Annotated in this window: 18 protein-coding genes and 1 tRNA gene; 8 read left to right on the top strand and 11 right to left on the bottom strand. The window is 69.5% G+C overall.

Annotated features, from left to right (window positions below; translation table 11 throughout):
* Nucleotides 1-4 precede the first annotated feature (4 nt).
* The 4 genes from ACTOWY_RS12920 to ACTOWY_RS12905 form a co-directional block, all read right to left on the bottom strand.
* On the bottom strand, nucleotides 5-1114 hold the full coding sequence (locus ACTOWY_RS12920; RefSeq protein WP_247761409.1) for an ABC transporter ATP-binding protein: 1110 nt from the start codon (nucleotides 1112-1114) through the stop codon (nucleotides 5-7).
* Nucleotides 1115-1236: 122 nt separating this feature from the next.
* The gene (locus ACTOWY_RS12915; protein ID WP_441309828.1) at nucleotides 1237-2094 is read right to left on the bottom strand and encodes a sugar ABC transporter permease; all 858 of its coding nucleotides are present in this window, start codon (nucleotides 2092-2094) and stop codon (nucleotides 1237-1239) included.
* Nucleotides 2094-3014 carry a carbohydrate ABC transporter permease gene (locus ACTOWY_RS12910; protein ID WP_441309827.1) on the bottom strand — a complete coding sequence of 307 codons (921 nt, stop codon included), beginning with the start codon at nucleotides 3012-3014 and terminating at the stop codon, nucleotides 2094-2096. Before ACTOWY_RS12910 ends, ACTOWY_RS12915 begins: the two co-directional genes overlap by 1 nt.
* A 74-nt stretch (nucleotides 3015-3088) precedes the next feature.
* Entirely contained in the window at nucleotides 3089-4348 is a 1260-nt protein-coding gene (locus ACTOWY_RS12905; protein WP_441309826.1) for an extracellular solute-binding protein, read from the bottom strand.
* 191 nt (nucleotides 4349-4539) lie between these two features.
* On the opposite strand from ACTOWY_RS12905, the gene ACTOWY_RS12900 reads away from it, so the two are divergent.
* Entirely contained in the window at nucleotides 4540-5598 is a 1059-nt protein-coding gene (locus ACTOWY_RS12900) for a LacI family DNA-binding transcriptional regulator (protein WP_441309825.1), read from the top strand.
* Between the two features lie 123 nt (nucleotides 5599-5721).
* Nucleotides 5722-6822 carry a LacI family DNA-binding transcriptional regulator gene (locus ACTOWY_RS12895; RefSeq protein WP_441309824.1) on the top strand — a complete coding sequence of 367 codons (1101 nt, stop codon included), beginning with the start codon at nucleotides 5722-5724 and terminating at the stop codon, nucleotides 6820-6822.
* On the opposite strand, the gene ACTOWY_RS12890 is transcribed toward ACTOWY_RS12895, so the two are convergent.
* Nucleotides 6788-8008 carry a pentapeptide repeat-containing protein gene (locus ACTOWY_RS12890; RefSeq protein WP_441309823.1) on the bottom strand — a complete coding sequence of 407 codons (1221 nt, stop codon included), beginning with the start codon at nucleotides 8006-8008 and terminating at the stop codon, nucleotides 6788-6790. The two genes, ACTOWY_RS12895 and ACTOWY_RS12890, sit on opposite strands and share 35 nt — an antisense overlap.
* 147 nt (nucleotides 8009-8155) lie before the next feature.
* On the opposite strand from ACTOWY_RS12890, the gene ACTOWY_RS12885 reads away from it, so the two are divergent.
* Complete coding sequence (locus tag ACTOWY_RS12885; protein WP_441309822.1) at nucleotides 8156-8779, top strand: TetR/AcrR family transcriptional regulator; 624 nt, start codon at nucleotides 8156-8158, stop codon at nucleotides 8777-8779.
* Here the strand turns inward: ACTOWY_RS12885 and ACTOWY_RS12880 are convergent.
* The 3 genes from ACTOWY_RS12880 to ACTOWY_RS12870 all read right to left on the bottom strand — a co-directional run bounded on the left by ACTOWY_RS12880 (nucleotide 8763) and on the right by ACTOWY_RS12870 (nucleotide 14316).
* The gene (locus ACTOWY_RS12880) at nucleotides 8763-10226 is read right to left on the bottom strand and encodes an alpha/beta hydrolase (RefSeq protein WP_441309821.1); all 1464 of its coding nucleotides are present in this window, start codon (nucleotides 10224-10226) and stop codon (nucleotides 8763-8765) included. The two genes, ACTOWY_RS12885 and ACTOWY_RS12880, sit on opposite strands and share 17 nt — an antisense overlap.
* Before the next feature lie 63 nt (nucleotides 10227-10289).
* Nucleotides 10290-12818, bottom strand: a complete 2529-nt coding sequence (otsB, locus tag ACTOWY_RS12875) for a trehalose-phosphatase (RefSeq protein ID WP_441309820.1) — start codon at nucleotides 12816-12818, stop codon at nucleotides 10290-10292.
* Between the two features lie 70 nt (nucleotides 12819-12888).
* Complete coding sequence (locus ACTOWY_RS12870) at nucleotides 12889-14316, bottom strand: alpha,alpha-trehalose-phosphate synthase (UDP-forming) (protein ID WP_247761657.1); 1428 nt, start codon at nucleotides 14314-14316, stop codon at nucleotides 12889-12891.
* 177 nt (nucleotides 14317-14493) lie between these two features.
* On the opposite strand from ACTOWY_RS12870, the gene ACTOWY_RS12865 reads away from it, so the two are divergent.
* Nucleotides 14494-14566, top strand: a tRNA-Thr gene (locus ACTOWY_RS12865).
* A 9-nt stretch (nucleotides 14567-14575) separates the two neighbouring features.
* Here ACTOWY_RS12865 and ACTOWY_RS12860 read toward each other — a convergent pair.
* Both ACTOWY_RS12860 and ACTOWY_RS12855 read right to left on the bottom strand, forming a co-directional pair.
* On the bottom strand, nucleotides 14576-14935 hold the full coding sequence (locus ACTOWY_RS12860) for a hypothetical protein (protein ID WP_441309819.1): 360 nt from the start codon (nucleotides 14933-14935) through the stop codon (nucleotides 14576-14578).
* Nucleotides 14936-14947: 12 nt separating this feature from the next.
* Nucleotides 14948-15736, bottom strand: coding sequence for an FHA domain-containing protein (locus tag ACTOWY_RS12855; RefSeq protein ID WP_441309818.1), 789 nt, complete (start codon nucleotides 15734-15736; stop codon nucleotides 14948-14950).
* A 480-nt stretch (nucleotides 15737-16216) separates the two neighbouring features.
* On the opposite strand from ACTOWY_RS12855, the gene ACTOWY_RS12850 reads away from it, so the two are divergent.
* The 4 genes from ACTOWY_RS12850 (at nucleotide 16217) to ACTOWY_RS12835 (ending at nucleotide 22556) form a co-directional block, all read left to right on the top strand.
* Nucleotides 16217-16447, top strand: coding sequence for a hypothetical protein (locus ACTOWY_RS12850; protein ID WP_185001360.1), 231 nt, complete (start codon nucleotides 16217-16219; stop codon nucleotides 16445-16447).
* 741 nt (nucleotides 16448-17188) lie between these two features.
* Complete coding sequence (gene mgrA, locus ACTOWY_RS12845; protein WP_441309864.1) at nucleotides 17189-18214, top strand: L-glyceraldehyde 3-phosphate reductase; 1026 nt, start codon at nucleotides 17189-17191, stop codon at nucleotides 18212-18214.
* Nucleotides 18215-18354: 140 nt separating this feature from the next.
* Complete coding sequence (locus ACTOWY_RS12840; protein ID WP_441309817.1) at nucleotides 18355-20808, top strand: family 20 glycosylhydrolase; 2454 nt, start codon at nucleotides 18355-18357, stop codon at nucleotides 20806-20808.
* Between the two features lie 173 nt (nucleotides 20809-20981).
* Nucleotides 20982-22556, top strand: coding sequence for a hypothetical protein (locus ACTOWY_RS12835; RefSeq protein WP_441309816.1), 1575 nt, complete (start codon nucleotides 20982-20984; stop codon nucleotides 22554-22556).
* 1 nt (nucleotide 22557) lies between these two features.
* Here ACTOWY_RS12835 and ACTOWY_RS12830 read toward each other — a convergent pair whose 3' ends face one another.
* Complete coding sequence (locus ACTOWY_RS12830) at nucleotides 22558-23649, bottom strand: ADP-ribosylglycohydrolase family protein (protein WP_247761434.1); 1092 nt, start codon at nucleotides 23647-23649, stop codon at nucleotides 22558-22560.
* Between the last annotated feature and the right edge of the window lie 121 nt (nucleotides 23650-23770).

The raw sequence follows: 23770 nt of genomic DNA, 5'->3' as shown, positions 1-23770 counted from the left end.
CAGATCAGACGGTGGTCGCCGTGAGGCGGTCGCCGCTCTCCGGGTGGAACAGGTGGATCTCGCCCTGGTCGCGCAGGCCGACCTTCACGGTCTGGCCCAGCGCCGGGGGAGTACGGCCGTCGACACGCACGGTGAACCGCTCCGGGCGGTCGCCGATGCGCACGCTGCCGTAGAGGATCGCGTCCGCGCCCAGCTCCTCGACCAGCTCGACCACCATGGTCATGCCCTCGTCCTCGGACGGGACCAGCTTGAGCGACTCCGGCCGGACCCCGAAGGTGACCTCGGTCAGGCCTGCCGAGCCGACCTTGTCCAGCACGGTCCGCGGCAGCGGCACCTCGAAGCCGTCGATCTGGGCTCCACCGCTGGTCAGCGGCACCGTCTTGAGGTTCATCGCGGGCGAGCCGATGAAGCCGGCGACGAAGGCGTTGGCCGGGGTCTCATACAGCGCGCGCGGGGTGTCGCACTGCTGCAGCAGACCGTCCTTGAGCACCGCGACCCGGTGGCCCATGGTCATCGCCTCGACCTGGTCGTGGGTCACGTAAATAGTGGTGGTGCCCAGCCGCTGCTGGAGAGTGGCGATGTTCGCCCTGGTCTCCACCCGCAGCTTGGCGTCCAGGTTGGACAGCGGCTCGTCCATCAGGAAGACGCTGGGCTCGCGCACGATCGCCCGGCCCATCGCGACCCGCTGGCGCTGACCACCGGAAAGCGCTTTCGGCTTACGTTCGAGGTACTTCTCGAGGTCGAGCATCTTGGCCGCCTCAAGCACCTTCTCCTTGATCTGCGGCTTCGGCACGCCGCGGAGCTTGAGCGCGAAGCCCATGTTCTCCCCGACGGTCATGTGCGGGTAGAGCGCGTAGGACTGGAACACCATGGCGATGTCGCGGCCCTTCGGCGGCACGTTGGTGACGTCCTTGCCGCCGATCTGGATCGCGCCCTCATCGACGTCCTCCAGTCCGGCGAGCATGCGCAGCGCGGTGGACTTGCCGGAGCCGGAGGGGCCCACGAGCACGAGGAACTCGCCATCGGCAATGTCCAGCTGGAGCTGGTCCACAGCTCGCACCGGGGGAGTGCCCGCGTAGACCCGCGAGGCGTTGACGTAGGCGACCTCGGCCATGTGTGGTCCCTTTCGATGTGATGCAGGTGACGCCAAACTAGCTGGTGAGCGGTCTCACGTCAGCCCCCTGGGCGACACTAATTGGTAAAGACCACAGACAGTTGCAGGATGCGCTGCCCGTTTCACCCCTTTACCGCGCCCGCGGAGAGCCCGGTTACCAGGAACCGCTGCACGAGGTAGAACACGATCACCGCGGGGATCGCGACCAGGATCGATGCAGCGGCCAGATGGCCCCACTCGGTGCGGTTCTGCTGCACGAACACCTGCAGGCCGACCGCCAGCGTCTTGCTCTGATCGGCCGCGGAGAGGAACGCGGAGGCGAAGGCGACCTCGCCCCAGGCGGTGAGGAAGGCGTAGAAGGCGGTCACCGCCAGGCCCGGCCGGGCAAGCGGCATGACCAGTCGCCAGAACACGCCGAAGTGCGAAAGTCCGTCGATCCGCCCGGCCTCGTCGATATCGGCCGGGATGGTGTCGAAGTAGCTCTTGAGCATGTAGGCGCAGAACGGGATCGCGGTGGTGCAGTAGATCAGCACCAGGCCGAAGCTGCTGCCCTGCAGGCCCAGGCTGAGCATGATGTTGTAGAGCGGCACGATCAGCACCGCGAACGGGAACATCTGGATGAGCAGGAAGCTCAGCATGGTGGCCCGGTAGCCGGGGAAGCGGAACCGGCTGACCGCGTACCCGGTGGTCGCGGAGAGGAACACCGCGATCACCGTGGTCAGCGCGGCGATCAGCACCGAGTTGCCGAACCAGGACAGGAAGTCGCCCTTGGCCCCGGTGAGCACGTCGGTGTAGTTGCCGGTGGTGAACTCGTTGATCAGCTTCGGGGTGGGCTCCACCGCGCGCGAGTCCGGTTTGAACGAGGTGACCAGCACCCAGAACACCGGGAACACCGCGATCACCGAGGCGAGCACCAGGGTGGCGTGCAGTCCGAAACTGGCCAGGGGGGAGCGCGTTCCGCGCTTCAGTTTTGTCGACATCACCAGACCTCGCCTTGCTTGCGCAGCGCCCTGCGGTACGCCGAGGCGAACACCAGCAGCAGCGAGAGGATCAGCACGCCGTAGGTCGAGGCGATCGCGTAGTCCCGGGAGGCGCCCGAGAAGAACCGCTCGAAGGCGTAGATGACCAGGATGCGGGTGTTCGGGTTGATCCCGCCGGTGACCAGGTAGATCACCGCGAACATGTTGAAGGTCCAGATGGTGCCCAGCAGCACCACCGTGCTGGACACCGAGCGCAGGCCGGGCAAGGTGATGTTGCGGAAGCGCTGCCAGGCGGTGGCGCCGTCGATCTCGGCCGCCTCGTACAGCTCGCCGGGGATGGACTGCAACCCGCCGAGCAGGGCCACCATCATGAACGGCACACCCAGCCAGATGTTCACGATGATCACCGCGACCAGCGCCAGATCGGACTGGCCCAGCCACACCGGCTGCGGCAGCCCGACCGCGCCGAGCAGCTGGTTGATGATCCCGTACTGCGCGTTGAACATGTACTTCCAGGCGAACGCGCTGATGAAGGCGGGCACCGCCCAGGGCAGGATCAGCAGCACCCGGTACAGCCCGCGCCCGGCGATGCGCCGGTTGAGCAGCACCGCCAGGCCGAGGCCGATCACGTAATGGAAGAACACGCTGGCGAAGGTCCAGATCAGCGTGCGCACCAGCACGGCCCAGAAGTCCCCGTAGGAGGGGTCCCCGGAGAGCACGTTGAGGTAGTTGGTCAGCCCGACCCATTCATAGCTGGCGGGCCGGTCCAGGATCGGGTTGGCGATCGTGGCTTCGTTGATGTTGGTGAAGCTGTAGTAGACGCCCTGCACCAAGGGCAGCAGGACGAGCACCCCGATCACCACCACGACCGGCAGCACCATCGCGTAGGCGTACCAGTGCCTGGCGAAGAAGTTCCGCACGACTAACTCATCTCTCCGGGGACAGGGGGTGGTCGGGTCGGGGCCTGCGCCAGGTCTCGACCCGACCACCCGACTCAGGAGTAGTCCTTGACGACCTGGTCCTTATAGACCTTGGCGACCTCGTCCAGCGCCGCCTTGGCCGTCTTCTTGCCGGAGAGCACGTCCGCGTAGGCCACCTTGAGCGGGTCGAACAGCTCGCCGCCCTGCGGGATCCACGGCCGGGGGTGCGCCTTCTGCACCACCGGGGTGAAGCCCGCGATCACCGGCTGCGCCTTGACCTCGGCGGATTCGTAGGCCGACTTGCGGGTGGGCAGCAGGCCCAGCTCCTTGGCCACGGTCACCTGGGAGGCGGTGCTGGACATGCACTGCACCAGCTTGATCGCGTTGTCCTTGGCCTTGCTGCCCTGGCGCACCACGTAGTCGTGCCCGCCCACCGGGGAGCTGCTGCCTGCCGGACCGCCGGGGACCGGCGCGATGCCCAGGTTGGCCGCGTCCTTGAACGCATCGCCCTTGAGCAGGTCCACCGCGGCCCACGGGCCGTCGATGACCATGGCCACCCCGCCGGTGGAGAAGGCGGCCTTCATGTTGGTGTTGGAGTTGGTCGGGTCCAGCGCGGTCTGCGCGGCCTTGGCGTCGAGCAGGCCCTTGGCCGTTTCCAGGCCCCGCACCGACTCCGGCGAGTTGACCAGGATCTTCTTGCTCGCGGTGTCCACCAGGTCACCGCCCTGGCCGTAGATGAACGGCAGCGCGTAGTAGCCGTCGTTGTTGATGAACAACGCCTTCTCGCCGAGCTTGGCGCCCGCGGCCTTGACCTGATCCCAGGTGGTCGGCACCGCGACTCCGGCGTCGGCCAGCGCCTTCTTGTTGTAGTAGAGCGCCAGCGCGTCGGTGACCTGCGGGACGCCGTAGGTCTTGCCGTTGAACTTGGTCGAGCCCAGCGGCACTTCAAGGAAGTCCGCGGTGTCCTTGCCGAGCGCGGTGTCGGTCAGGTCGACCACCAGGCTGTTGCTGGCCAGCTCCGGCACCCAGGCCACCTCGGCCCGGAACACGTCGGCGCCCTGGCCGCCCTGCGCGCTGGTCTTGAAGTTGTTGCGGGCCTGGTCGAAGGCCACCGTCTCCACCGCGACCTGGTAGCCGTCCTTGCTGGCACAGCCCTCCGCGATCTTCTTGAACACGGGGGACTCGTTGGGACCGCTGGTGTCCCAGTAGACGACCTTGTTGGGATCGCCAGCCGCGCCGCCGCCACCGCAGGCGGTGAGGGCCAGCGCGCCGGCCAGGCCAAGGGTGGCGACCTGGACGAGCTTCGAAACCTGTCCTCGGGAAGTGCGTCGCATCGTTGCTGTCGTTCCCTCCGGTACCCGCTGCATCTTTGCAAGCTTTTGCGTTGAGGCTGACGCGGATTTCATACCCAATGCCCGGGTTTGGTCAAGGTCTGGCGCGTAACCAAGCCGTAACGGGGGTGTCTGACGGCTCCAGTTGGCCCAGTGATTGCAAAAACTTGCTGTACGGGGCAGGCTGTCGGCTCGTGACGGGACTTGCCGATATCGCGCGTGCGGCCGGGGTCAGCATCTCCACGGTCAGCCGGGTCCTGAACCGGCGGGCCGGGGTCAACGAGGCCACCAGGCAACGGGTGCTCGGCGTGCTCGCGGACCTGCCCTACACCCCGCGCGGACTCGGCGCGCTGCAACGCACCGGCGTCATCGGCCTGCTCGTGCCCGAGCTGTCCAACCCGGTCTTCCCCGCCTTCGCCGAGGCCCTCGAAACCAGGGCGGCGCGGGCCGGCTACGGCTCGCTGCTGTGCAACACCCGCTTGGCCAGCCTGCGCGCCGACGGCGCCGACCACAACGGCGAGAGCCGGGAGCTGGTCGAGGAGGAATATGTCCGGATGCTGCTCGCCCGCGGCGTCGAGGGCATGGTCTTCGTCTCCCCTGAGATCACCAACGCCGAGGACGGCGGCGCGGGCTACTACGGGAAACTGCTGGCCGACGGCGTGCAGATGGTCTTCGTCAACGGCGGCGCGCCCGCGCTGGACGTGCCCGATGTGACCGTGGACGAACAGGTCGCCGGCTACCTGGCCACCCGGCACCTGGTCGAACTCGGGCACCGGCGGATCGGCTTCGTCTGCGGCCCGGCCCGCTCGCTGCCCTCCCGGCTCAAGCGGGCGGGCTGGTCCGCGGCGCTGGAAGAGGCCGGGCTGCCCGCCGACCCCGGCCTGATCGCACACGCCCCCTACGGCGCGGCGGGCGGCGCCACCGCGATGAGCGCCCTGCTGGCCGGCCCTCGGCCGAGCGCGGTGATCTGCTCCTCCGACCACATGGCCCTGGGCGCCATGCGTGAGGCGCACCGGCGCGGACTCAGCGTGCCGGCGGAGCTGTCCATCGTCGGCTTCGACGACATCCCCCTGGCCGCCTACTGCTCACCCGCGCTGACCACGCTCGCCCAGCCGATCGAGGAGATGGCCAGGGCCGCGGTGGACGAATTGGTCCAGCGGCTCAATCCGGCCGCCCGGCGCGGCGGCGGCAGTTACAGCCGGGTGTTCCGGCCGAAGCTGGTGGTCAGGGAGTCGACCGCGCCGCCGTCCTGACCTCTGAGATGGTCTAAACCAATCTGATCAGGGGTCACTCGAATGAGCTGGTCTTTCCTGGCTCTGAACACAGCTTGGTCACCCAGGCTTCACTAGGTGGTTCTGAACCGTTACGGTCACTTCATGGCGCGGTCTTTGAACGCGCGGCGCCCCGCGACACTGGCGTCGCTGGCAGCAGAACTCGGGGTCTCCCGCACAACGGTCTCCAACGCCTACAACCGGCCGGACCAGCTCTCGCCGGAACTGCGGCGCAGAGTCCTGGAAACAGCCCGCAGGCTGGGCTATCCGGGGCCGGACCCGGTGGCGCGCTCACTGCGCACCCGCAAGGCGGGCGCGGTCGGGCTGCTGCTCACCGAGAACCTCTCCTACGCCTTCCGCGACCCAGCGGCCATCGCCTTCCTGGAAGGACTGGCGCTGGCCTGCGAGGACGCCGGGACCGGCCTGATGCTGGTGCCGGCCAGCCCCGAACGCGAGGACGTGGCCGCGGTGCACCGGGCCGGGGTGGACGGTTTTGTCGTCTACTCGGTGCCCGATGACGACCCGCACCTGGCCGCGGTGCTGGAGCGTCCGGTGCCCACCGTGGTCTGCGATCAGCCGGAGATCGGCACCGTGGACCGGGTCGGCATCGACGACCGCGGCGCGATGGGCCGGATGGCCCGGCACCTGATCGAACTGGGCCACCGCCGGATCGGCGTGATCTGCATGCGGCTGGCCAGGGACCGCAACGACAGCTTCGTGCCGGTGCACCGCCAGCACGAGGCGCACTTCCACGTGCAGCGGGCCCGGCTGGAGGCGCTGGCCACCGAGTTCACCTCGGCGGGCGTGGACTGGACCGGCGTGCCGGTGGTGGAGCGTTTCGACCACACCATCGCCTCCGGCTCCACCGCGGCGGCCCAGCTGCTCGACCGCGATCCGGAGATCACCGCGATCATCTGCACCTCCGACATCCTGGGCCTTGGCGCGATGGCCGAGGCCCAGCGGCGCGGGCTGCGGGTGCCGCAGGATCTGACCGTGACCGGTTTCGACGGCATCCCGGAGGCCGAGCGCCTCGGGCTGACCACGGTCCGCCAGCCGGTGCTGGAGAAGGGCCGGGCCGCGGGCCGGTTGCTGCTGGACACCGCGGACCCCGGCAGGCCGCGCACGGTCACCCTGGACACCGAACTGATCGTGGGCACCAGCTCGGGCGCGCCTAAGCCAGCCGCTCAGCAGTGGTACGGCCCCTGACCTCGAGCACCTTGCCTTTGCGGTCCAGCACCGCGCGCCAGCCCCTGGGCAGCCGAAGCCGGTCCTCGGGGTTGGTCAGCTCGACGTTCTGCATGCCCAGCACCTCGCCGATGTCGGCCAGGTCCAGGTTCAGCGTCTCGATGGTCGATTCGTCGAACAGGGCGGCGCGTTTGAACACCGCGCTTTCCAGGTTGACGTATTTGAACGCCTTGATGAAGCTGAAGATCGCGTCATCATGGAATTCCGTTTCCGCGGCCTGGACCTCGCCGTGGAACTCCGAAGTGCTGAAACTCGCCTTTCCGTAGAACAGGCTGCCGGTCAGCTCGACGGTGCCGGTGAAGGTGACCGCGTCCAGGGTGAATCCGGCGTACATCTCCGCGTCGGTGGCACTGAAGGTCTCCACCCGGCAGGTGGTCAGCGCGAAGTTCTCCAGCACCGCGCCGGTGAGGTCCAGGCTGCACACCACCTCGTCCGGGGCGTTGCGCAGGATCTCCGCGATCAGCCGCTGCGCGGCCAGCCGGACCTGGCGTTCCCGGTCATCCGCCCTGGTCTGCTCGTCCTCGGCGCCGGGCAGTTTCTTGGGCTCCTTGAGCGGCTGGATGTCATCGCCGGCGAGCTGGTCCCGCAGGGCCGCGTAGCGCTTGTGCTGGAACGGGCGGCGCAGATAGGAGCACAGCACGTCCACCACGGTCTGGGTGCGCTGCGGATGCGCCCGCGCCAGGCCCACCAGCGCGTGCAGCGCGCCCACCCGAACCTGGTCCGCCTCGTGCCCGAGCAGCTCCACCGAGCGGGCGAACCGCTCGTCGGCCACCCGCTCCCGGTCGTGCAAGGCGCGCACGCCTTCCAGTTCCTGGCGGGCGACCTCCACGGTCTGCCGGTCGCGCTCGATCTCCCGCCGTTCCTCCTCGGTCCGCCGCCGCCGGTCGTTGAGCCACAACGCGTACAGCGCGATCAGCGCACCCGAGGCCACCCCGCCGGTCTTGAGCGCCTCGGCCCGGCCCGCGCCGGGATCGGAGCCCAGCAGCCAGCCGACGGCCAGCCCGAGCACGCCGATCGCACCGGCGATGGTGGCGCCGAGCATGACGCTCTGCTTGTCCTTGTCCGCTCGCCGGGCGCGCACGATCAGCAGCACGACCGCGGTCACCAGACCCGCCGCGCCACCGCCGATCCACAGCCAGGGCTCCATGTCCAGATTGTCTCTCCGGATCTGCCGTTCCTCCTGGTGAAGGATGTTTTTCCACCCGGACGGCCGAGAGAATGAACTCACAATTCGGCCACGCTGTCGAATTGTCAACGTGCGCCTTCGTAAATCCCGCCGGTTATCCTTGCCACTATGACTCAGGCGCCGCGCACACGGGGCAGGCTGAACCGGTCGCTGGTGCTGACCAAGGCGATCGAGCTGATGGACGCCGAGGGTCTGGACGGGCTCACCATCCGCGCCCTGGCCACCGCGCTGGGCGCCAAGCCGATGGCGATCTACACCTACTTCGCCGGCAAGGACGAGCTGCTCACCGCGGCCTATGCCGAGCTGGTCGCGGCCATCCCGCTGCCGGTGATCGAGGACGGGATCGCCGGGCTCAAGCAGAACCTGCGGGCGCACCGGGCGGTCATGCTGGCCCACCCCTGTGTGCTGCCGCTGGTGGTGCGGCTGGACCGGCCGACCGAGTACAACCTGCGGCTGAACGAGGCCGCCTTCGGCGTGCTGCTGCACCTCGGGCTGGCTCCACGCGAGGCGTTGCTGCGTGCCTCGGCGGCGAGCTGGCTGACCCTGGGCAGTGTCACCAACAGCACCGCCAAGGCGGCCACCAACCCGGTGGTGCTGCCCAGCGCGGCGGAGTTCTCACCGGAGACGCATCCGGCCCTGCACGCGGTGCTGTCGGTGCTGCCCGGCCTCGACGACGAGGAGCTGTTCGAGGCCGGGCTGGACCTGGTGCTCGGCCCTACTTCCGACAGGTGAGGTCCTTGGCGGGCAGGGTGCCGCCGAGCAGGTAGCCGGTCACCGCGCTGTCCACGCAGGCGTTGCCGTAGCGGGCGTAGAGGCCGTGCATGCGGGCATCGGTCAGGGTCACCAGCCGGGTCTGCTCGCCGAGCATCCGGCGCATGCTGACCGCCCCGGTGTACGGGGTGGCCGAGTCCCCGGTGGCCCCGACCACCAGCGCGCTGTGCTGCGCGGCCTTGATCCGGGTGGCCGGCTCCAGCGGCCGGTGCGGCCAGTACGCGCACGGTCCGATCCCGGCCGCCGCCGCGCCGAAGAACGGGTACCGCTTGGCGTCCAGGGCCGACTCCGCGGCGTACCGGGCCGGGTTCCGGTCCCAGTCCGCGTCGGTGCACTGCACGGCGAGGAAGACCGAGACGAAGTTGTCCGCGGGGAAGGTGGCCAGCACCGCGTCCAGGAAACCGCGCACCGCCGGATCACTCAGCTGCCCGTCGGCCAGATCGGCGACCAGCCCGGCGAGCACCGGATCGCTGCGGTCGTTGTACAGCACCAGCCTGCTGACCTCGCGCAAGGTGTTGCCGTCCAGCCGCAGTTGCCCGTACTGGACCGGCCGCTTGTCCAGGGCCAGCCCCAGCTTCGCGTAGTGCGCGCGCACCGCCGCCGCGGTCGCGCCGAAGTGGTAGGTGGCGTCCTGGCCCGCCGCCCAGTCCACCCAGTCGCCGAACGCGGTCTCCGCGGCCGGACCCCAGCCCCGGTTCATCCCGTGCCAGACCTTGGCCGGGTCGATCGCCCCGTCCAGCACCATCCGGTCCACCCGGTCCGGGAACAGCTGGCCGTAGACCGCGCCGAGGTAGGTGCCGTAGGACCCGCCGTAGAAGCTGATCCGCCGCTCGCCGAGCCCGGCCCTGATGACGTCCAGGTCCCGGGCGGCGTTGCGGGTGGAGGCGAAGGGCAACAGGTCCCCGGCCGCGCGCTCGCACTGCCGCGCGACCTTCCTGGCCTCCCGCGCCTCGGCCGCGAACCCGCCCGGTCCCGGCAGCCGCGGCCACAGCGCGTCGAACACGGTCCCGGTGAACCCGCAGGACAACGGACTGCTCTTGCCGACGAACCGAGGGTCGAACCCGATCAGGTCGAACCGGTCGAGCACGTCCTTGGGGAAGGTCTGCGCCACCCCCAGCGGCATGTCCAGGCCACTGCCGCCCGGCCCACCCGGGTTGACCAGCAGCACCCCGTGCCGCTTGGCCGGATCCGCGGCCTTGATCCGGGAGATCGCCAGTTCCACGGTCTGCCCGCCCGGCGCCCGGTAGTCCAGCGGGGCACGCAGGGTGGCGCAGTCCAGCGGGGTGGCGGGGTTCCCGTCGCAGTCCGTCCACTGTGGACTCTGTGGCGCCGCGGTCAGCGGCGGGGACAGGGAAAGCGCCAGGAGCGCCGTCAGGGATGCCACGAACGCGGCACGGCTGGTACGCATGTGCCAGAAACTACGGGCCGTCGCGCACTTCGCGCGACGGCCCGTTCGTTGGTGCTTTCCGGCTCAGGCGTCGAGCAGCTGGGCGCAGCGGATCAGGCCCAGGTGCGAGTACGCCTGCGGGTGGTTGCCCAGCGAGCGCTCGGCCACCGGGTCGTACTCCTCCGGCAGCAGACCGGTCGGCCCGGCACAGTCCACCATCTGCTGGAACAGCTCCTCGGCCTCCGTCCGGCGGCCGGTGAGCAGGTAGGCCTCGATCATCCAGGCGGCGCACAGGTGCCAGCCGCCCTCGGTGCCGGGCAGGCCGTCGTCGCGGTGGTAGCGGTAGACGGTGACGCCGGAGCGCAGTTCGGCCTCGGTCGCGGTGACCGTGGCCTGGAAGCGCTCATCCGTCGGGTCGATCAGGCCGGACAACCCGATGTGCAGGGTGGCCGCGTCCAGGTCGGTGCCGTCGTAGGCCGTGGTGAAGGACTGGACCTCGTCGTTCCAGCCGTGTTCGAGCACGTCCGCGGCGATGGTCTCGCGCAGGGTGGCCCATTCCGGGTCGACCTCGCGGCCGAAGCTCTCGCCGAGGGCGAGCGCCCGGTCCAGGGTGACCCAGCACATGACCTTGGAGTAGACGCGGTGCCGTGGTGCGGCCCGCTCCTCCCAGATGCCGTGGTCGGGCTCGTGCCAGCGGCGGGTGACCGCCTCGGCCATCGCCCCCACCATGCGCCAGTCCTCGTCGGTGAGCTTGCCCCTGGCCTCGGTCAGCTTCTTGACCAGGTCGACCACCGGTCCGAACACGTCGAGCTGGACCTGCTGGTTGGCCAGGTTGCCCACCCGCACCGGGCGCGAGCCCGCGTAGCCGGGCAGGGTGTCCAGCACGGCTTCCGGGCCGAGGGTGGTGCCGTGCAGGGTGTAGAGCGGGTGCAGCCGTTCCGGGCTGGCCAGCGTGCCCAGCACGGTGTGCAGCCAGCCCAGGTAGGCCTCGGCCTCGGCCAGCGAGCCCACCGACACCAGCGCCTGCGCGGACAGCGCCGCGTCGCGCACCCAGCAGTAGCGGTAGTCCCAGTTGCGCACCCCGCCGATCTCCTCCGGCAGCGAGGAGGTGGCCGCGGCCAGGAACGCGCCGGTCTCGCCGTGCTGCAGACCGCGCAGCGTCAGGGCGGAGCGGGCGACCAGGTCGCGCTGGGTGCCGGGCAGGTCCAGTCCGGCCAGCCACTCGGTCCAGTAGGCGTCCGCGCGGCCGCGCCGCTCGGCCTCCGGGGTCGTCGCGGCCTCGAGGTCGTCGGTGCCGCAGCGGAGTTCGAGCACCACCGGCGAGCCGGGGTGCACCGCGACGATGGCCTGCGCGGTGTCGTGCTGGCCGTCGCTGGTGATCTGCCAGTGCACGCCGGGGGAACGCAGCACGATCGGGTCTGAGGTGCCCAGCACCCGCAGCCCGTCGTCCTCGGCCACCAGCGACACCGGGACCTGGCCGAACTCCGGCCGCGGCGCGAAGGTGACCAGCGCGGTGGTGTTGCCCGAGATCACCCGCACCAGGTCGGTGCGCTGGGCAGGCGCGTAGTGGTCCAGGTAGTCGGTGACCAGCAGCTTGGACCAGCGGGTTTCCACGGTCATGGTGCCGGGCACGTAACGCTGGCCCAGCGGCAGGCCGTTGCGCTCGGGCTTGATCGAGAAGTGGCCGGCGGACGGGCCGCCGAGCAGGTCGGCGAAGACCGCGGAGGAGTCCGGCTCGGGGTGGCACAGCCAGGTCAGCCGGGCGTCCGGGGTGACCAGGGCGACCGAGCGTTCGTTGGCCAGCATGGTCAGCCGCTCGATCGGCACCGCCTGCTCGCCGTAGAGCCAGTGCCTGCGCTCCTCCAGCAGGAAGGCCAGCACCAGGGCGACCTCGGCGGTGTCCGGGATCCGGTACTGAGCGGCGGTCTCCCCCTCACCCACCTTGATGCCCAGGTCGGGGCCGGTGAGCCGGACGAAGGCCTTCTCGTCGGTGACGTCGTCGCCGATGAAGAACGCGGCCGAGGCGGCGACCTGGTGCCGCAGCACGTCCAGGGCGTGGCCCTTGTCGGTCTGGATCACCGCCAGCTCGATCACCGCCTTGCCCTCGGTGACCTGGATGTCCGCCCAGGTGCACGGGCCCTGGCGGACCGCGGCGAACACGCGCTCGCCAACCTCGGGCTCGGCGCGCCGGGAGTGCACCGCCACCGAGGCGGGCTTGAACTCCAGGTGCACGCCGGGGGCGTCGGTGACGATCTCCTCGATCGCGCGGCGGACCCGGGTGAGCCGGTCCTTGGCCGCGGCGTCGAGTTCGTGCACGAAGCCGACGTCGAACTCGGAGCCGTGCGAGCCCACCAGGTGGACCTCGGCAGGCAGTCTGGACAGGGTGGCAAGGTCGCGCAGCGCGCGTCCGGAGATGACCGCGATCGTGGTGGCGGGCAGGGCGGCCAGCGATCGCAGCGCGTTCACCGATTCCGGCAACGGCCGGGCACGTTCGGGATCGGCGACGATCGGGGCCAGGGTCCCGTCGTAGTCGCAGGCGACCAGCAGCCTCGGAGTCCGAGCCAGCTGAATGATCGCGCGCCGCAACTCGATGGGGAGGGTCTCGGCGGTCAACGCCTTCCTCCTACGTGGCGTTCGGGGCGGTTGAGAACTATGTGGGCGCGCCCCGGGAGATGGGCGCCACCTATGTTGCGTTGCTCTGCGTGCCCAGGGCTTCCAGGAACGATCGAGCCCAGCGGTCGACGTCGTGGGTGAGGACCTGGCGGCGCAGCGCGCGCATCCTACGGCGGCCCTCGGCCGGATCAACGGTGAGGGCAGCCTGCAAAGCGTTCTTCACGCCGTCCAGATCGTGCGGATTGACGAGAAAAGCGCTTGTGAGTTCGGCGGCGGCTCCGGCGAACTCACTCAGGACAAGTGTTCCACCGAGGTCGTGTCGGCAGGCCACATACTCCTTGCAGACGAGGTTCATACCATCTCGAACCGGTGTCACCACCATCACATCAGCGGCACAGAAGAAGGCGGCCAGCTCCTTCCGGTCCACCGACTGGTGCAAATAGTGCACGGCCGGGTGACCCACCCTGGCGAACTCGCCGTTGATCCGCCCGACACCGCGTTCGATGTCCTCACGCATCTGCTGGTAGTGCTCGACCCGCTCCCGGCTGGGGGTGGCCAGCTGGATCATGGTCACGTCCTGTGAGTTGATCCGTTCCTCGGCCAGCAGCTCGTGCAGCGCGCGCAACCGGACGTCGATGCCCTTGGTGTAGTCCAGCCGGTCGACGCCGAGCAGGATCTTCTGCGGATTGCCCAGCTCACGGCGGATCTCCGCGGCCCGCGCCTGCACCTCTCTGGTGCGTGCGAGGGTGTCCAGCCCGGCGGAGTCGATGGAGATCGGGAACGCGCCCACCCGCACCAGCCGGTCACCCACCGGCACCAGGCCGGGCCGGGTGCGCACCCCCACCGCGCCCCTGGTCGGCTCCAGTCCGAGCAGCCTGCGGGCCAGCCAGAGGAAGTTCTGCGCGCCACCCGGTCGGTGGAATCCGACCAGGTCCGCGCCGAGCAGCCCGCGGATGATCTCCCCGCGCCAGGGCAGCTGCATGAACAGTTCCACCGGCGGGAACGGGATGTGCAGGAAGAACCCGATCCGGAGGTCGGGCCGCTGCTCCCGCAGCATCGCGGGCACCAGCTGCAGCTGGTAGTCCTGCACCCACACGGTCGCGCCCTCGGCGGCGATCTTCGCGGTGGCGTCGGCGAAACGCTGGTTGACCTTGACGTAGGCGTCCCACCACTTGCGGTGGTAGGCGGGCGGGGCGACCACATCGTGGTAGAGCGGCCACAACGTCCCGTTGGAGAAGCCCTCGTAGTAGTCGCGCACCTCCTGCGCGCTCAACTGCACCGGATGCAACTGCACCCCGGTCTCCTCGAACGGCTCGACCTGGGCGTCGGCCACCCCGGGCCAGCCGACCCAGGCGCCGCTGCGCGAGCGCAGGAAGGGTTCCAGGGAGGACACCAGTCCACCGGGACTGCGTTTCCAGCGCTCGGTACCGTCCTCCAGCCGCTCCAGGTCAACGGGTAGGCGGTTGGCGATCACGATGAAGTCAGCCGTCGAGTCCATCGTGGTACCCACCGGGTCCGCCTCCTCAAGTCGACAGGGATCCGTGACCCGAGGTTATCCACAACCTCCGAGAGCTACCTGTTGGCGTAACGGCTGTCACAGTGCGCAATCGGGCGGTTGTTATGCGGTTCACGCATCGCCGCTTACGATGTTCTCCGGCGCTCCGCAGAGCGCCACGCCGGTGTAGCTCAATTGGCAGAGCACCCGCCTTGTAAGCGGAAGGTTACGGGTTCAAGTCCCGTCACCGGCTCCCCGTTCTTCAGAACCCCAGCCAGGCCGTCAGCGCTCCCAATGGCGTGAGCAGGGCAGCGCCCGCGGTGGCCAGCGCGCCCGCGCGTTGCAGCAGCGTGGTCAGTCGGTTGGTCTGGGTGGCGATGCGGCTGCGATCCGGTTGCGGGGACTGGAGTTCCTGGGCCACCTCATCCAGCGCGCGGTCGGCCTCGCGGCGTTCGGCGCCGGTCAGCCGGAGGTCGTCCAGGGCCCGGCGCAGGGACTGGATCTCGGTCAGGAGTTCGTGACTGGGGCCGATGTGCTGGTCACGGCCTGCCACGTACTGCTGGCCGGGGCCGATGTTGACGTTGGTGCCGTGCACACCCCTGATGTCGTAGCTGTCGCGCATGGTCCCTCCGGATCAGTAGCGGTTGCGGCGGCGTTCGGCGCGATCCCGGCGGCGGCGGGCGGATTTGGCCATGGCGCCGCCGATGGAGGCGATGATGCCGCCGGCTGCGAAGGCGCCGAAGCCCAGCGGGACCGCGGGCAGGCCGTAGAACTTCATCCCGAACGGGTCGATCGGCCGCCCGCCGGAGATCCCGGACATGCCGGAGAAGATCGTCCAGGCGAACAGCGCGAAGCCGGCCAGCGCGATCAGCAGGCCCACCGCCATGATCAGCCTGCCCACGCCCGCGCCCTCGGTGAGCGCGGTCATCGGGTCGGTGTCGATGTTGATGTGCGCTTCCTCGTACCGGCGCTGGTCGTAGCGCCGGTGGTCGTAGGAGCGGTTGTCGTACTGGTCCCGCCCGGCCACGTGCTGCTCGCCGGGCCCGATGTTGATCGCCCCGCCGCGTACGTCCTGCACCCGGTAGCTGTCTTGTGGGTAGTACTGACTGGGGCCGCTGGGCGCGGAGTACCGCAGCTCCAGCCCGCCAAGGCGGAGCAGGTCGCCGTCGCGCAGCGGGCGCGGGCCGTGCAGCCGCTGGCCGTTGAGCCAGGTGCCGTTGGTGGAGCCGAGATCGCTGACGAACACCTCGTCCCCGGAGCGGTCCAGGCTGGCGTGCCTGCGGCTGATCGCGTCACTGGGCAGCGCGATGTCCCCGGTCCGGCCCACCGCGGACCGCCCTGGCGGCACCACGAAGACGAATCGGTGCATCGTGCCCCGGGAGACCACGGTGAACCGGGGTTCATGGGTGGCTGGATCGACCATGTGTCCTCCCCGAACAAGAGGTGCACACAGGGTCCGGATCCGGCTGACCAGGTGCTACCGCCATCCAGGTGCGCCGACTGCCCGAAGGGGACGAGCCGGGCCGTGGCCGGTGCGCGAATTGTCCAGACCAATAGGGGCCGCGGAATTGTTTTGCGCTGAACAACATTCCCGGCAGTGCTGCTCGCAAATATCGGTGCGGCGGCAATAGGTCAGGTTAGGCTGACCTGTTTCGATCCGGGGTCTCATTGGTCTGACAGTCGACCAATGGCGGTCCTGAGCTGCCGGAACTTCGTTCGGTGAAAGTTCCGGTTCGGAGTGTGAGCTAAATCGGCTTTGGTTGCCCCGTGGCGGTTTGGTGATCGATCCAGAGATGGGGGACTATCTGGATGAGCCGGTGGGCAGGCGTTCCGAGACTCCAGGGTTCCCCTCAAGCGGGAGTCCGGAACAGACCGGGCCACGACCATCAGGAGAAACCGCCCGATGGACAACTTCAAACGAGGAGCCTGGCGTCGTCTCGGCAGCTTCCTTGCCGAACTCGGGGACCGCATTCGGGTCCACCTGTTCGGCGAGGGCCGATCGGCGATCAGCGGCGATCTCGGGTGCCGAGCATGTGAGAAGCGCCTGAGCCGCTGGTTGGCGATCCAGACGCTTCTCACCGTGCTCCGGATCGGGCTGTGGCTGGTCGCTCTGCAAGCGGACCACAGTCACTGATCCATTCCCGTGCGGAGTCGGCCGGTGTTGCACCACTGGCCGGCTCCGCACACCTTTGTGACCGGAACAATTACCGTCACCGTTTGTGACCTGCAACACCCCAGTTGTAGGTGACACCAGTGTCTCTGATTTTCCGCGATGTAGTCAACCTGACGGGCGAGGGCTTCGACCTGTGCGGTCACTGTTTGTGTCCGGGCGCCGCCCGTTTACCTCGGAAGACTGGTGCGAGGCATTCACTGTAAGCAGTTGGACGTCCTGAAGTTTTAAGGTCTTATTGAGATAGGCAGCCCTGGATGGCCGGGAGCGGCCACCCGATTGACGGTGGCTGAGCTGCACTGACGGTGCCGACCCGGCAGTAGCTTGTGCTCCATCTGTGTCTCAAATGCGACCTCGCGGCCAGCTCAGGTTACCCACTGTGAGCATGCGGTCGGTAATCTCTGAGTGTGTCGTTACTCTCCGTCGAGTGCACCTGTGGTGCGTCTCCAGTCCACCTGCGGATTGGTATGCGTTGACCCTTGGTAATTTTCCGGTAAGTCAATGGCAGGGTGCCAGGTCGTTATGGAAAAAATTGGAGACGGGTCACTAAAGAGCGCCCGGACGGGCAGGTCCTCCGGTTCGGTCCGGGCCCGCCCGCACCCGAGGGGCTGCTCCGGATGGCTGAGCATGGTTTAGTTTGGCGTCCAACCTATCTCTGCGCGGGCCGTCGACCGCGTGGCAGCGACGCACACCACCGGGAGCAGCGTGTCCTACCTGGCCGACTCCGCGCGTTACGACCAGATCAGCTACCGGCGCTCCGGGCGCAGTGGCCTCCAGCTGCCCGCGGTCTCGCTGGGGCTGTGGCAGAACTTCGGCGGTGACCGCCCGTACGAGAGCGGGCGGGCCATCGTGCGCCGGGCCTTCGACCTCGGCGTGACCCACTTCGACCTGGCCAACAACTACGGCCCGCCCTACGGCGCGGCCGAGGAGAACTTCGGGCGGATGCTCGCCGACGACCTGCACCCCTACCGGGACGAGCTGGTCATCTCCACCAAGGCCGGGTACGACATGTGGCCGGGGCCCTACGGCAACTGGGGCTCGCGCAAGTACCTGCTCGCCTCGCTGGATCAGTCGCTGGACCGGATGGGCCTGGACTACGTCGACATCTTCTACTCCCACCGCGTCGACCCGGAGACCCCGCTGGAAGAGACCATGGGCGCGCTGGCGGCCGCGGTGAACAGCGGCCGGGCGCTCTACGCCGGCATCTCCTCCTACTCGGCCGAGCGCACCCGCGCCGCCGCCGCGCTGCTGCGTGAGATGGGGGTGCCGTTGCTGATCCACCAGCCCTCCTACTCGATGCTCAACCGGTGGATCGAGCCGGAACTGCTCGACGTGCTGGAAGAGGTCGGCGCGGGTTGCATCGCGTTCTCGCCGCTGGGGCAGGGCATGCTGACCGACCGGTACCTCGGCGGCGTGCCCGAGGGATCCAGGGCCAGCCGGGCAGGTTCGCTGTCCACCGACCTGCTCACCGAGGAGAACCTCGGCCGGGTGCGCTCGCTCAACGAGATCGCGCGGCGGCGCGGGCAGTCCCTGGCCCAGCTGGCGATCTCCTGGACGTTGCGGGACAGCCGGGTCACCTCGGCGCTGATCGGGGCCAGCTCGGTCCCGCAGCTGGAGCAGAACCTGGCCGCCACCCGGAACCTGGACTTCAGCGCGGACGAGCTGGTGGAGATCGACAAGTATGCGGTGGACTCCGGGATCAACCTGTGGGCCGGATCCTCCGACAGCTGACCATTGATCACGCCGGGGACATGATCGCCGACCATCGGCGGTCATTCTCCGGCGCGATCTCGCTCTGACGGCGGATTCTCCTGGCCGCCCGGCCCACTAGGTTCGGCCAAAAGCCGATCTGGGGTCGGGGGGAAAACGACATGGTGGTCACGCTTCCCGGAGTACAGGAATGGTCGGCGGGCGGTGACGCCTACAGCTTCCGGTCCGGTAGCCGGATCGTGGTGGATGCCGCGCACGCCGATCGCCTGCTGGCCGACGCGCGCACCCTCGCCGCTGATCTGACCGCGGCGCTGCTGGTGCCCGAGATCGGGGTGCACCAAGGGCCACCGCAGAACGCGGTGCCCGGCGACCTGCTGCTCACCCTGGGCGGCGGCGATCCCCGGCTGGGCGCGGAGGGCTACGAACTCACCGTCGGCGCGGTGCTGCGGATCAGCGCGCCGCAACCGGCCGGGGTGTACTGGGGCGGGCGGACCGCCGTGCAGCTGTTACGCGGATCCGCCAACCTGCCCGGTGGGCGGGTGCGGGACTGGCCGCGGTACCCGATGCGCGCGATGCTGATCAACAATGCCACCAAGCATTTCGGGTTGTCCTGGTGGGAGAACCAGATCCGCGATCTGTCCTACCAGAAGTTCAACGAGCTGCTGATCTACGTCGACGGCGTCGGCACCACCCGCGACGAGCTGATCAAGATCAATGAGCTGGGGCAGCGGTACCACGTCACGATCGTGCCGCAGCTCAACATGCCGGGGCACATGGACCAGGTGCTGCCCGCCCGCCCGGAGTTCCAGCTGCGCGAGCAGAACGGCAACCGGCGGCCCAACGCCCTCGACCTCAGCAACGACGCGGCCCGCGCCTGGGCGCTCGGCCTGATCGAGGACCACATCGGACTCTTCGACGGCCCGTGGTGGCACCTGGGCGCGGACGAATACCCGCACTGGGGCCCGATCGACGACTACCCGCAGCTGGCCGAGTACGGCCGCCGCAGGCACGGCCCGCAGGCCAACGGCTGGGACACCTTCACCGGGTTCGTCATGGACGCCTATGAGGTGATTCGTCGGCACGGCAAGAAGATGCGGGTCTGGAACGACATGCAGCGCACCTTCCCCAAGGTGGTCAAGCTGGACCCGGAGATCGTGGTGGAGCACTGGAACTCCACCCACACCGCCTCGGTCACGGTCAGCCAGTTCGCCGCGCGAGGGCACGGCCTGGTCAACTGCCACGACGACTTCCTGTACCACGTCGGCGGCCGCAACCCCGATGGCACGCAGCGGCCCAAGTCCGATGCCCGGCGGATCTACGAAACCCTGCGAGTGGGCGATTTCCAGGGCGCCGAGGACCTGCCGGATGACCACCCCAAGCTGCTCGGCATCCGGCTTTCCCAGTTCAACGACCCGCCCATCGAGCTGCACGAGAGCAACGAGGCCACCGCGGCCGGATTGTTCGAGACCTACCGCGCCGTGGGCCAGCTGGCCTGGGGCTCGCCAAGGCCGCAGGCGCGCTGGACCGATCTGCGCGGCGCCGTCTACGGCCTGGGCCGGGCGCCCGGCTACCGGCACGTGCCCGCCCTGCCCACCGGTCCCGGACCGGGCGTGGCCAGGGACGGCTACGAGAAGATGACCTTCTTCGCCACCAGGGTGGACGGGAAGATCGAGCACGGCTGGCAGTACACCCCCGGCAACGGGCCGTGGCGGCGGGACACCGTCGGCGGGGTCAAGGGCGGCGGGGTGGTCGGCAACCCGATCACCGTCCGGGACATCAACGGGCGGCTGCGCTACCTGGCCCGCACCCGCAACGGCACCCTGGAACACGGCCGCCAGTACAGCCCCGGCACCGGACCGTGGGAGTACGACGAACTCGGCAGCGGGCTCACCGGCTCGCCCGGCATGGTGCTGGACGCGGCCGGGCGGCTCTGCTTCCTGGCCCGGCGCAGCAACGGCGGCCTGCTCTTCGGCCGCGAACGCCTCGCGGGCTCCGGCGGGCCGTTCGAGCTGAGCGAGGTGGGCAACGCGGCGGTGGCCGGGGATGCCGCGCTCACCCTGGACGTGCAGGGCAGGCTGGTCTTCTTCGCCAGGCGCAGCAACGGAAAACTGCTGCACGGCTGGCGGACCGCGGCCCTGGTCGGCGGGTCCTGGGACTTCGCCGAGATGGGCAATGACGTGGCTGGCGATCCCGGCATCGCCTTGGACACCAGCGGAAAGCTCTGTTTCCTGGCCCGCCGCGCGGACGGTCAGCTGCTGCACGGCTGGCAGCGCACCCCTGGCAACGGACCGTGGGAGTTCACCCAGCTCGGCTCGGCGGTCGCGGGCGATCCGGCGGTGCTGCTGGACGTGGCGGGCAGGCTCACCTACTTCGTCCGCCGGGACAACGGCACGCTGCTGCACGGCTGGCAGACCCGGCCCGGCCTCGGCCCGTGGGACCAGGCCGAGCTGAGCGGGGACCTCACCGGCGATCCGGGTGTGCACCTGGACCACGTGGGCCGGTCGGTGTTCTTCGTGCGGGCCGACAACGGGCGCATCCGGCATGGCTGGCAGGGTTCACCCGGTCAGGGGCCGTGGGGTTACACCGAACTGGGCAACGACATTCTCGATCTATAACGATCAGATTTCCGAGGCAACTTTTTCCCGAGTTGTGGTTTCCCATTCATCAGTGGTGGTTAACCACAATGGTCCTGTAGTCTGGCCTGGACTTTCTTTGGGGGAAAGCTGTGTCCAGCCATACGGTCGAGCGACCGCTCGACGACCAGACCGTCACGCTCGAAAGCGCTCCGGTGACACCCAGTAATCGCACCACTTCCAGGTGGATAGCGCCGCTACTGGAGATTGTCGTCGCCTTTGTCGCGCTGACGATTTTCCTGGCCTGGAGCGGCACCATCGACGTCGATCCGCTGGATCGGCTCGGCCAGGTCAGCGGCCTGGCCGGACTCCAGTTCCGGTTCGTGCTGCTCGGCCTGGTGCTCATCGCCGTGGTGCTGCTGGCCGCGCGGATCCGCCAGGGCGCCGGGGTGGCCCTGGCCGGGCGGCTGGCCACGGCCGCCATCTCCGGCCTGGCCGGTGGACTGGTCGCGGGCGGGGTGCTGGTCGCGCTGCGCGGCACCTCCTGGGCCCTGCACGCCAACCACGGCGACTCCGGGGTGCTGATCCGCTGGGCCGAGGGCCTGCTTCGCGGCGAGTCGATGCCCAGCAACTACCCGCCGCTGTCGGTCTACGCCCTGGCCGCCTGGACCTGGCTGACCGGCGAGCCCGCCGGATTCGCGTTGCAGGACGTGCAGATCATCGGCGTCGCGCTGTTCGCGCCGCTGGCCTACCTGGCCTGGCGGCTGGTGCTGCGACCCGGCTGGGCACTGGGCATCGGCGTGGTCTCCACGCTGCCGCTGATCGACCCGCACAAGCCCTACGCCAACCTGGCGCTGGTCGTGTTCATCCCGGTGCTGGTCCGCTTCCTGCAGACGGTCCGCCGGGCCGACCGGGCGAACTACCGGACCCTGCTGCTCGGCGGCGCGGCCTTCGGCGTCGGATTCGGGCTGCTGTTCCTGCTCTACTCCGGCTGGTACGTCTGGTCCGCGCCGGGCGCGGTGCTCGCGCTGCTGCTGGTCTTTCCATGGAAGGCCGCCCCGCGCAAGGGCGTGGCCCTGGTCGCGGTCACCACCGCGGTGTTCGCGCTGGTCAGCATCAGGCACCTGTACGGGCTGCTGCGCGGCGCGGGCAGCACCAAGGACCAGTACTTCTACTTCGACGTCTTCACCGACCCGGCCTACTTCTCCATGTGGCGCACCGACCTGCCGGGCCCGGTCGGGGTCTGGCCGCCGCTTGGCGAACTCGGCGGCGTCGGCCTGTTCACCATCGTGCTGGTCATCGGCCTCGCGGTGGCGCTGGGCCTCGGGCTGCGCCGGACCGTGGTGATCGCGGTGGTGGCCTGCCTGGCAGGCACCTGGTTGCTGCGCTTCTACTTCGCCAGCCGGATGTACGCCGAGAACGCCGTCCAGCTCTACCCGCGCACGGTGGCCGAGATCCTGTACTGCCTGCTGGTGCTCACCGGATACGCGGTCTTCCTGGCCGTGGAGCGCTTCGGTGTGCCCCGGCCGCGGTTCGCCCTCTCCGGCAAGGTCGGCCTACCCGCCCGGATCGGCCTGCTGGCCGCGATGCTGCTGCTGCTCGGCTCGGCCGGATCGGCCATCGCGGACCGGCACATGCCGCGCAACGACGAATCGGTCGGCTTCCTGGCCTGGGTGGCCCAGGTCAACCGGATGCCGGACGGCCGCTGCTCGCCCTACGTGCCAGCCGATGCCTGCGTGACCCAGTACGACAAGCTGCGCGAGGTCAAGGTGCCGCCGCGGAAGAGGTGACTCACTCCGGTAAGAGGTAGTGCTCCTCGTCGAAGGGCAGCCCGGCACAGGAGGCGGCCAGATCGCGGCCGGTCTGCTCGATCACGTCGGACAGCTCCAGCATGCCCAGCCACTCCCTGGGCAGCACCGCGGTGCCGTGCAGCGCGCCCAGGATGTTGCCGGTGATCGCCGCGGTGGAATCGCTGTCGCCGGAGTGGTTGGCGGCCAGCCGCAGCGCGTCCGGGAACTGCTCGGCGCGGCGGTGGGTCAGCGCGGCGTAGACCGCGATGGCCAGCGCCTCCGGCCCCACCCAGCCCGCGCCCAGGCTCTCCACCGAGTTCGCCGACGGACCACCGGCGGGCACCGGCCTGCCGAAGGCGCGGGCCTCGCGCACCCGGCGGGCGGCGGAGGAGTCGGCGGCGGCCAGCGCGGCCGCGGCGGCCAGTGCCAGGCCGGTCTCCTGGTCATCGCGCAGCGCCCGGCCGGTGGCCTGATCCACCGCGTCCCCCAATGGGCGTTGACGCACCGCCACCAGGTGCACGATCAGGGCCAGCGCACCCGCGGGCGCCCAGCCCGAGGGGTGACCGTGGGTGAGCGCGGCGAACTCGCAGCCCAGCTGGTAGGCGGTCTGCGGGGTGGGCGCGAACCCGGCGGGCGCGGCCCGGGCCACGCCGCCGCAGCCGCGGGAGTCGCTGGTGGTGTTGGGCAGGGTGGCCGACTGCAGCACCCGCAGGCAGGTCACCCCCGGCGCCCGGCTGGCGTACATCCGCTTGTCCGCGAGCAGGCCGCGGGCCAGCGGGGCAGGACCGTCCAGCTGCTGGGTGGTCAGCCAGCGGCGATAGCTCTGCCACACCGTCTCGGTCGGCCCCCACACACCGCGGTGCTTGCCGCGCACCCAAGCGTGCAGGTAGCCCTCGGCGGTGAACAGGGTCAACTGGGTGTCGTCGGTGATCAGGGCCGGTCGCGGCGGGTCGGTGATGCCGGTGGGGCCGAACTCGCGGCGGATCTCCGGCCGGGCCAGGAACTCCACCGGAGCGCCGAGGGCGTCGCCGACCGCGCCGCCGAGCAGGCAGCCAGCACCCCGGTCCAGGAGCGCCGTCGGATCTGCGGGCACTTCGCCTCCGGCGTCCTCGGGTGGATGACTCTGGTGAATGTCTCTGTGGAAACCCTAACGAGCGATCCCCCGTCTGGGTCGTCCGTACTACTACGGAATGCGGTACCGCTACTTACCCAGG

The sequence above is a fragment of the Crossiella sp. CA198 genome (assembly GCF_052078295.1).
GTDB lineage: Bacteria > Actinomycetota > Actinomycetes > Mycobacteriales > Pseudonocardiaceae > Crossiella.
Note: the sequence above shows the minus strand (reverse complement) of the source record. Positions and strands in the feature narration are given on the sequence as shown.